The sequence below is a fragment of the Trueperella sp. HMSC08H06 genome, assembly GCF_001808465.1.
GTDB classification, from domain to species: domain Bacteria; phylum Actinomycetota; class Actinomycetes; order Actinomycetales; family Actinomycetaceae; genus Trueperella; species Trueperella bernardiae.
The window spans coordinates 136,097-142,553 of the sequence record NZ_KV793361.1; the positions used below are offsets into that span (position 1 = coordinate 136,097).

General features: G+C 69.1%; 7 protein-coding genes. 5 read left to right on the forward strand and 2 right to left on the reverse strand.

Annotation, left to right across the window (positions count from 1 at the left end):
- Positions 1-94: 94 nt before the first annotated feature.
- A complete protein-coding gene (locus tag HMPREF3174_RS06380; protein WP_062613017.1) occupies positions 95-517 on the reverse strand; it encodes a molybdenum cofactor biosynthesis protein MoaE in 423 nt (140 codons plus the stop codon).
- A gap of 87 nt (positions 518-604) precedes the next feature.
- Between HMPREF3174_RS06380 and moaC the strand changes: the two genes are divergently transcribed.
- Both moaC and glp read left to right on the forward strand, forming a co-directional pair.
- A complete protein-coding gene (gene moaC / locus HMPREF3174_RS06385; protein WP_062613015.1) occupies positions 605-1,102 on the forward strand; it encodes a cyclic pyranopterin monophosphate synthase MoaC in 498 nt (165 codons plus the stop codon).
- The gene (gene glp, locus HMPREF3174_RS06390) at positions 1,102-2,349 is read left to right on the forward strand and encodes a molybdopterin molybdotransferase MoeA (protein WP_070448254.1); all 1,248 of its coding nucleotides are present in this window, start codon (positions 1,102-1,104) and stop codon (positions 2,347-2,349) included. Before moaC ends, glp begins: the two co-directional genes overlap by 1 nt.
- A 496-nt stretch (positions 2,350-2,845) precedes the next feature.
- Here the strand turns inward: glp and HMPREF3174_RS06395 are convergent, their stop codons facing one another.
- Positions 2,846-3,337 carry a MogA/MoaB family molybdenum cofactor biosynthesis protein gene (locus HMPREF3174_RS06395; protein ID WP_068539044.1) on the reverse strand — a complete coding sequence of 164 codons (492 nt, stop codon included), beginning with the start codon at positions 3,335-3,337 and terminating at the stop codon, positions 2,846-2,848.
- 84 nt (positions 3,338-3,421) lie between these two features.
- Between HMPREF3174_RS06395 and modA the strand changes: the two genes are divergently transcribed.
- The 3 genes from modA to HMPREF3174_RS06410 form a co-directional block, all read left to right on the forward strand.
- A complete protein-coding gene (gene modA / locus HMPREF3174_RS06400) occupies positions 3,422-4,225 on the forward strand; it encodes a molybdate ABC transporter substrate-binding protein (RefSeq protein ID WP_062613010.1) in 804 nt (267 codons plus the stop codon).
- Between the two features lie 50 nt (positions 4,226-4,275).
- Positions 4,276-6,150 carry an ABC transporter permease gene (locus HMPREF3174_RS06405; protein ID WP_168160570.1) on the forward strand — a complete coding sequence of 625 codons (1,875 nt, stop codon included), beginning with the start codon at positions 4,276-4,278 and terminating at the stop codon, positions 6,148-6,150.
- 69 nt (positions 6,151-6,219) lie between these two features.
- Positions 6,220-6,457, forward strand: a 238-nt coding sequence (locus HMPREF3174_RS06410) for a GlsB/YeaQ/YmgE family stress response membrane protein (protein WP_070448255.1), incomplete at its 3' end; no start/stop codon positions are given.

The window sequence follows — 6,457 nt, forward strand, 5'->3', positions numbered from 1 at the left end:
ACGGGGCGCTCGACAGAACACGTGAATATACCGGCTACCGGTTCTATATGGGCCTGGCAGGTCTCAGGTTCACGAGTTGCGCCGGGGTTCCCGACTACGCCGAGCCCACCCACTCGTCGGTGCCGTCGGTGAAGAGCTGGCGCTTCCACACGGGCAGCTTGTCCTTGATCGTGTCCACCACGTCTGAGATCGCTGCGAACGAGGCGCTGCGGTGCGGGCTAGCCACCACCGCAACCATCGCGAGCTCCCCGATGGCGAGCTCGCCCACCCGGTGCACCACGGCCACCCGGCACTCCGGGTGCCGCTCGGCCACCTCGGCGGCGACGTCGGCCACCACCTCAGCCGCGCTCGGGTGGCAACTGTACTCGATGCCGGTCACCCCGCGGCCGGCGTCGTGATTGCGCACGATCCCTTCGAAGACCACGAGTGCGCCGGCGGCATCGTTGCGGATTGAGTCGGCGATGGCGGCGGTGTCAAGTGGGGTGTCTTGCACGCCGGTGAGGCCGATGCGGTCCATGTGCGTCCTCCCTATTGTTGCGACCCGCAAACACTAGCATGGTGTGGTGGTGGCGCGCCCACCGAGGCCCGCCCAGAAAGGACATTCATGAAGCTCACCCACCTCAATTCCGCCGGAGAGGCCCGCATGGTCGACGTGACGGGCAAGCAGCCGACCGTTCGCGCGGCGAGCGCGCAGGCGAAGGTCACGTGCTCGGCCGAGGTCATGGCCGCGCTCCGGGACGGCACCGTGCCCAAGGGCGACGTGCTGGCCGTGGCCCGCGTGGCCGGGATCGCGGCCGCCAAGCGCGTGCCCGACCTCCTCCCCCTTGCCCACACGATCGGCGTGCACGGCGCGCAGGTGGACCTCACGCTCGAGGTCGACCACGTGCTCATCCGCACCACCGTCCGCACCGCCGACCGCACCGGCGTGGAGATGGAGGCGCTGACCGCGACGTCGGTGGCGGCGCTCGCGGTGGTGGACATGGTCAAGGGCGTGGACCGCTCCGCCGCCATCACCGACCTGTTGATTACCGCCAAGTCCGGCGGGCGTTCGGGCACGTGGGAGCGGCCCGGATTCGAATCCGACCGTTCCGTGGAGGCCTGATGGGCGCGCTCACGACACCCGAGGCGTACCTCGCGTCCCTCCTCTCCGCCTTCCGCCCGCAGCGGCTGGCGTCCGAGAGCGTGCGCCTGGCCGATGCGCTGGGGCGCACCCTCGCCGACGACGCCGACGCCCTGCTCTCCGTCCCGCCCTTCGACAACTCCGCGATGGACGGTTTCGCCGTGCGGGTGGGGGATTTTGCGGGCGAGGGGCCCTGGGAGTTCGCGGTGGTGTCGGAGATCGCGGCGGGGACTGTGGGCGATGAGCTGGGCCCGGCCGAACTGGGTGGAGCCGGGGCGGCAGGCGCACGTCCGTCCGCCGCCCGCATCATGACCGGCGCACCCGTGCCGCCGTGGGCCGACACCGTGGTCAAGGTCGAGGACACCGATGCCCCCGCGGGTGCCTCCGAACTCCCGGCAACCGTGCGGATCACGGCCGCCCCGCGACCGGGCCTCAACATCCGCTGCGCCGGCGAGGACCTCACCGCCGGCTCTCCTGCCATCCCGGCGGGCACGATTCTCGGCGCCCGCTCGCTGTCCGCACTCGCTGCGATCGGCTACGGGCAGGTGGGGGTGGTGCGCAGGCCTCGCGTCGGCGTCGTCGCCACCGGATCGGAACTGGCGCGCCCGGGCGAGCCGCTCGGGCCGGGCATGATCCCCGACTCCAACTCCACGCTGCTGGCGATGCTCGTGCGCGAGGCGAGCGGGGAGCCCACGGAGGTCCTCACGGTGGCGGACACGGCCGAAGCCTTCGGCGCGGCACTGCCCACCGACGTCGACCTCATCGTCACCTCCGGCGGCGTGTCCATGGGCGCGTTCGACCCCGTCAAGGAATACGGCCTCGCCCACGGCTGGACCTTCGAGAAAGTGGCGATGCAGCCCGGTAAGCCGCAGGGCCACGGGCGCAGCCCGGGTGGCGTGCCCGTCATCTGCCTGCCCGGCAACCCCGTCTCCGTGGCGGTGTCCTTCGCCCTGTTCGTGCGGCCCTACCTCGCCCGCCTCCTTGGTCACGCCGAGCACCCCGCCCGGATGCTACCGGCCGGCGCTGGCTGGACCACCCCCGCCGGTCGGCGCCAGTACCTGCCCGCGCGCGTGGTTCCGGGCGACCCGGACGTTGTGGTGCCCGTGCACGAACGGGGCTCGGGCTCGCACCTGGTGGCCGCGTTGCACCACGCCGAGGTGCTGGCCGTGGTGCCGGCAGACAAAGAGGAGGTCCGGCCAGGGGACCTCCTCCAGGTCATTCAATTATAGGAACGTTGCTAACTGGTGAGTCTGAGCGGTTTCGTGCGCACAACCGGCCTTTTCAAGCCCAGATTCACCAGTTAGTTACGGCGATCAGTGGTCGGCACCGGACTTCCACCCGGCAATCCTCGCCGGACGCCGTTCGCGGGACGATTTGAGCTTCATCTTCGTATATACGAAGATACGGCCGAAATCGTCCCGCGAAGGGACCACCTCTCCGTCACACCCCAATCTGGGCGGTGACAATTGGGGCAATTGTGACTGGTGTGAATAGGGTTGGGGCAGGCAGAAAAACAAGCGCCCGCCGGCAAATTATCGGCGCCGGCAGGTTTCGCCCCAATAGGTTGGGGCCGGCCTCGGCACCAAAACCGGCCTCGACACCAGGGTGGATTGAAATATTTTGGACGATTCCGGGGCGATCTCCTCATATAGAAAGATCGCCCCGGAATCGTCCAGTATTTTTAAATCGCTCAGCCCGGCCACGGTGGCCAACATCCGCGGGCGATCAGTGGTCGGCGCCGCGCATCTGGTCCACGGCGTGGGGCAGGATCGGGATGATCACTTCCATCCCGTCCGTCACTCCGCCCACCGAACCGGGCAGGTTGACCACCAGGGTGCGGTTGCGCCCGAGCACCATGACGCCCGCGCGCGAGCGGGACAGGACTGCCGACGGCGAGCCCTTCTTGATCCCGTGGTAGCGGATCGCCTCCGGGATGCCGGGGATGTCGAAGCGCAGGAGCGGGTCCATCGCGCGGGCCGTGTAGTCCTGGGGCGAGATGCCGGTGCCGCCGGTTGTGATCACGACGTCGACCTCGTCGTACGCCGCGGTCTGGACGGCTTCGGCGATGGCGCGGACATCGTCGTGAACCACGGTGGCGGTGACGACCTTAACGCCGGCCTCTTCGAGATAGCGCACGGCGGTGGGGCCGGAGATGTCCTCCCGCTTGCCGGCGGCGCTTCGATCTGAGATCGTGATAACGGCAGCTGAAATACTCATAGGCTCATTATAAATTAAGTAAACGTTCGCTCAAGAATGTTTAGGAACGTCTTGCTTAACGAAGCCTGCGACCCAAGGACACACATGTTCAAGAAGATCGCCGCGGTCGCCGCGGTTACCCTCCTCCTCGTCGCCTGCTCCCAGGGCGCCGGTAACGACGCCGGCTCCGGCCCTGGCAGCCCGGGCGGCTCGGGTGCCAGCAGCCCCGCCAGCTCCGAGCTCATCGTCTTCGCCGCAGCCTCTCTCAACACGGCGTTCCCGCAGATCGCCGAGGAGGTCTTCGGCCCGGATAACCCGGGCGTCAACGTCACGTTCTCCTTCGAGGGCTCCTCCTCGCTGGCGGAGAAGATCCTGGCCGGCGCCCCGGCGGACGTCTTTGCCTCCGCGAACGTGGGCAACATGGACAAGGTGGGCGACCTCGCCGTCTCCCCCGCCGAGTTCACCAAGAACACGCTGCGCCTCATCGTGCCCGCGGGCAACCCGGCCGGCGTCACGGACTTGGCCTCGGCCAACGCGGCGAAGTTGGTGGTGTGTGCGCCGCAGGTGCCGTGCGGGGCGGCCACCACGCAGCTTGCCGAGCACCTCGGGCTCACGCTTACGCCGGTCTCGGAGGAGCAGTCGGTGACGGACGTGCGCACGAAGGTGGAGACCGACGAGGCCGACGCGGGCCTCGTCTACGTCACCGACGCGATGCTGGTGGCGGACAAGGTGGAGATCGTCGATGTCCCCGGCATCACTGACGTCGGCACCTCCTACATGATCGCCACCCTCACCGACGCCCCGAATCCCGACGCCGCGAAGGCCTTCCTTGACGCCGTCATGTCGGAGAAGGGTCAGGCCATCCTCGCGGAGTACGGGTTCGGCACGGGCGCGGGCGAAACCAAGTAATGCGCGGCATCCCGCGGGGCTTTTGGCTGCCGGCCACGATTGCGCTAGCCATGCTTATCCTGCCGTTGGTGGGCATGGCCTCGCGGGTGCCGTGGGCGGAGCTGGGGCCGATCCTCACCTCCGCCGCGTCCACAGACGCGCTGTGGCTCTCACTGCGCACGTGCCTTCTTTCCATGGCGATTTGCCTGGTGGTGGGAACGCCGCTCGCGCTCATGTTCGCGCGCGCCGCTGAGGCGCCCCGGCGCCCGGCGTGGCTCACCCCGCTGCGCACGTTCGTCCTCGTGCCGTTGGTGATGCCGCCGGTGGTGGCCGGCCTGGCCTTGCTCACCACATTCGGCCGGCGCGGGCTGTTCGGCCCGGCGCTGAACGTGGCGGGCATCCAGATCCCGTTCACCACCACGGCCGTGATCTTGGCCCAGGTCTTCGTGTCTTTGCCCTTCCTCGTCACCACTGTGGAGAGCGCCGCGCGCGCCGCCGGCTCCGACCTCGAGCACGCCGCCGCGGGCCTGGGCGCCAGCCGGTGGGTGCAGTTCAGCCGCATCACGGTGCCGGTGCTCGGCCCGTCGATCATCTCGGGCGCGGCCCTTGCGTTCGCCCGCTCGCTCGGCGAATTCGGCGCCACCATCACCTTCGCCGGCTCACTCCAGGGCACCACACGCACGCTCCCCCTCGAGGTCTACCTCCAGCGCGAACAAGACCCCGACTCCGCCCTCGCCCTCGCCCTCCTCCTCATCCTGATCGCGTTGCTCGTCACCGCGCTCACCACCGCCATCGAGGCCCGCAGCTCTCGCCGCTTTGCCAACGACGCCGGTGCCGCGGCCCGCGCCGATGCCCCGGGTGGGGGCCGGGAGGACGGCGTCGGGAACGACACCGAGGCTGGGCGGAAGATACAGGCGCCGGTGGGCTTCGTGCTGGACGCGGACGTGCCCGAGAGGCACGTGCGCTACCGGCTGGAGGCCGAGCCGGGCGAGACGATCGCGCTCATCGGGCCGAACGGCTCGGGGAAGTCGACGGGGATCCGGCTACTGGCCGGAGATATCACGAGCCCGGGGTCGGTGGTGGAGAAACCGGCCGCCGTGGGGTTCTTGGACCAGTCGCCGGCGTTGTTCCCGCACATGTCCGTGCTCGACAACGTAGCCTTCGGGCCACGGTGCGCCGGGGTGGGCAAGGCCGAGGCGCGGGAGCGGGCGCGGGCCGAGCTGGCCGCCGTCGGGATGGCCGGGCAGACGGAGCGTAACCCGCGCGAGCTGTCGGGAGGGCAGGCACAGCGCGTGGCACTGGCCCGGTTGCTCGCCGTGGACCCGCAGCTGCTCCTGCTGGACGAGCCCTTCGCCGCGCTCGACTCCACCGCCACCGCGCAGCTGCGCGCCATCATCGCGCGGCGGGTGGCGGGCATTACCACGGTGATCGTCACGCACGACATCGTCGACGCCCTCACCCTTGCCGACCGCGTGGCCGTGCTCGAGGGAGGGCAGCTCGTGGCGCTCGCGCCGATGCAGGAGGCGCTCAGCCGGCCGGCCACGGCGTTCGTGGCGAGCTTCGCGGGCGTCAACATGCAGTTCGGGCAGATGGGCGGCGATGGCCTGCGATCCGGGGCCGTGACCTTCCAGGGCGTGGCCGACGGGCTGACCGACGGCGACGCCGGTGCCGCCGTCTTCGACCCCACCTCCGTCTCGCTTCGCACCCAGCGAACTCCCGGTTCGCCGCGCAACGTGTTCGAGGGCCGGGTGCAGTCGATGAGCACCGGGGCCGTGGGGGTGAACGTGATGCTGGATATCGGCTCTGCGACGCCGATCCACGCAACCATCACCGCGGCCGCAGCCGCCGAGCTCGGGCTGGAGGAGGGGGCTGCCGTGTATGCCGAAGTGAAGGCGATGCAGGTGCGACTCATCTCCATTTCGCACGGTGCAAATGTGAATAAGTAGCTACCGGGGCGTAAGATGAGTGTGTGCGTTGCCCGATCCGGGCGGCGCTGACCTGAAAGGAGTCCACCCATGGTCAACATCATCGGAACGATTATCTTCGGAGCTGTGATCGGCTTCCTCGCCCGCTTCATCCGAAAGGACGCCCCGATCTCCGTGCTGGCAACTGTCGGCCTCGGTGTGGCCGGCGTGGTGGTCGGTAACCTGATCCTCCAGCTCTTCAGCTACCCAACCGACACGCCCGGCATTGATTGGATCCGCTGGATCGTGGCCACCGTGCTCGCGATTTTCTTCATCGGCATCTACCTGG